Origin of the sequence: Pseudoalteromonas sp. S558 (genome assembly GCF_005886635.1) — a bacterium.
Lineage (GTDB): Bacteria > Pseudomonadota > Gammaproteobacteria > Enterobacterales > Alteromonadaceae > Pseudoalteromonas > Pseudoalteromonas aliena.
Genome location: NZ_PNDU01000519.1, coordinates 1 through 2456 on the forward strand (window position 1 = coordinate 1; position 2456 = coordinate 2456).

Here is a 2456-nt window from a genome sequence, read left to right on the forward strand (position 1 = left end):
ATCCCAAACATGCGCTGCCCTTTGGGTTCTTTCTAGGGACGATTAACTCTTTGTTGCTCGGTTTTTACTTAGCCCACTAGGTTACAAACCTCGCGCCGCGATTTAATCGCCCCTAGATTGAACAAATTTCAATCCACAAAGATCAACACGCCCTAAATGTTTCTCGAATATTTACTATTTCATCAGGTGAGATAGCAAGGTCGTTGATATCCTTTACTGCATGAGAACGTAACGTAAGCTTTCCTTGTGAATGCGCTTTAGCGTCCACAAGTGCTGTAGTTAATTCTGAAAACAAATCGCGTTCGCTCATTACGCCACACCTCTAAGAATTCTTTTAATTGCTTTTTCTGGTCCGCTGTTAAATCGGTTACTTCATTTTTACTGTAAATAGTGAGTAGATAAACTTTTCATGCATTAAAATATACGAAGATAGCGTACAAATTTAATCAAAAATTTTGGCTAAAGAACAAGAGGTGCTTTTTAATTTAACTTAAAATACTTTACTCTGAAATAAGCTTTAAGGGCGAAACATTATGGCGCAGTGGCTTTTGTATCGCTTTTCGTAATATGTAACTTAGCGTTATCAATAGAGCTTTGATTTACTAAGTAGCCAATAATTCCGCCATAAATATCAATCATGGCGTGAAGAATAATAACGATTAGCAGAGAGTCTGTAATAATATAAATACCACCGAAAACTAATCCATAAATACCGGTTCGAATAGCATTTAACCAACCTTGGTAAATATGACAAAGCCCAAATAAAAAGCTACTTAATATTAAGCTGGCAAATAAACCAATATAATCACTAAAAACAGAAAGTAAAAAACCACGAAACAAGAACTCTTCGCAGATCCCTGCGGACATGGACACGCCGAATGTAAACCAAGTTAATTCGCGACGAGATGCGGGCATCATCCAGCTATGAGTCTTCATTGCGTTACGTAGTTCTTCGTTATTTGGAGAGTTACTTTTAGTTTTATAGACTCCCAACACCAAGTAAACGAATAAACATATTACCAAACAAGCGCCAATCCAATTGGCCATACTAGAGCGCCAATAAAGGCCAATATCACTGATTCTGACTACTTGCATTAATACTAAAGCAAGCAGCGTAACTGTTGGGAACCATAAATAAACCATCGTTTCTTGATACATGCGCAATTTAGTTTTATGTCCAGCAATGACCGCTCGCTTTGTTTTGTCAGATTCCCAGAAACTGTATATTGGCATTGCCATAATTATTAATAATACAATCCATTCACCTATATGTAATGTCATCATCTTTCCTGTCGAACTTATTTTGGTTGGTGAGGCAAGATTAATTGCTAGACTTAATTAAATAAATATATTAAAAATAGATAATAATTAAACAAAAAGTTTACTATGTTTCATCCAAGAGATTTAACGACCTTTTGTAAGGTTGCTGAAATAGGCAACATGTCTAGGGTTGCAGAGGCCGAAGCCAAAACAGTTATGGCTATTAGCAAACAAATTGCTCGTTTAGAAACTCAACTGAACCAAGCTTTATTTGTTCGATCTAGACGAAAACTAATTCTTACTGAATTTGGTAGTGCTTTTAAACACAAAGCAGCCCAGCTTCTTCAACAACATCAAGAGTTGATATTGTGGAGCCACAATAGTGATAGCGTGATTAATGGAGAGCTACGGGTTATTTGCCAAGCGAACGATATAATTAAAGAAACCCTCGTTCCTTGGATGGCAGAATTTACAGCACTTTATCCCGAACTCAATATAACAATGGACGTTAAAGAATCCCTTATTAATATTAATGAAAGCGAGTTTGATGTTTTTTGGGCTGTTAGCTCCTATCTGGGAGAGCGATATCCAGGGTTAAAACGTAAACCTTTGTGGCGCTCTAAATATGGTGTTTTTGCATCCCCTGAATACATCCTACGCCACGGGGATCCTACAGATATTAAGGCATTGGAACATCATAGCGTAGTAGGTTATTTGTATAATCAACCCAGTAATGTTTTAGTGTTGCAAAGTGAAAATGGTGAGCCTATTTATGCAACACCGCACTGCCAAGTTAAAACAGTAAGCGGTATTGTCGAACTGGCGGAAGCTGGTTTAGGGTTAATTAATGCCCCTGTAGACTCAAGCCGAATTCAAAAATCACTCAATGAAGGTCGCCTAGTCCCAATACTTAAAGATCATTGGTGGGAAGACGCTCAAGTGTACGCCTATTATCACCCATCAAATCCGATTCAGAGCAAAGTGCGCGCATTTTTAGACTTCTTTTGTGATAAACGCGATTATTGGTAACCTAAAAACAGGTTGAACAATTTACCAGTTGATTAAACAAAACAATGAAATCAAGTTTTTAACTTTTCAATGAGCATTACATAACTCTAATAATCCTATGTTTAACTCATCATCAGTAAAAGTGTAGTGGTCAATAAAATTTGGCCACAGTTTTAGAATCTTTGTAT

At 37.0% G+C, this 2456-nt stretch carries 2 protein-coding genes and 1 pseudogene; 1 reads left to right on the forward strand and 2 read right to left on the reverse strand.

Annotated elements, in window-relative coordinates:
- Nucleotides 1-160 precede the first annotated feature (160 nt).
- Nucleotides 161-310, reverse strand: a pseudogene (locus CWB66_RS21205) (transcriptional regulator); the annotation flags it as partial.
- A 221-nt stretch (nt 311-531) separates the two neighbouring features.
- The gene (locus CWB66_RS21210) at nt 532-1284 is read right to left on the reverse strand and encodes a CPBP family intramembrane glutamic endopeptidase (RefSeq protein ID WP_138586982.1); all 753 of its coding nucleotides are present in this window, start codon (nt 1282-1284) and stop codon (nt 532-534) included.
- 102 nt (nt 1285-1386) lie between these two features.
- Between CWB66_RS21210 and CWB66_RS21215 the strand changes: the two genes are divergently transcribed.
- A complete protein-coding gene (locus CWB66_RS21215; RefSeq protein ID WP_138586983.1) occupies nt 1387-2289 on the forward strand; it encodes a LysR family transcriptional regulator in 903 nt (300 codons plus the stop codon).
- Nucleotides 2290-2456: the final 167 nt, after the last annotated feature.

Coding starts and splice junctions, on each gene's coding strand:
- CWB66_RS21215 (WP_138586983.1), top strand. CDS start 1,387: ATGTTTCATCCAAGAGATTTAACGACCTTTTGTAAGGTTGCTGAAATA.
- CWB66_RS21210 (WP_138586982.1), bottom strand. CDS start 1,284: ATGATGACATTACATATAGGTGAATGGATTGTATTATTAATAATTATG.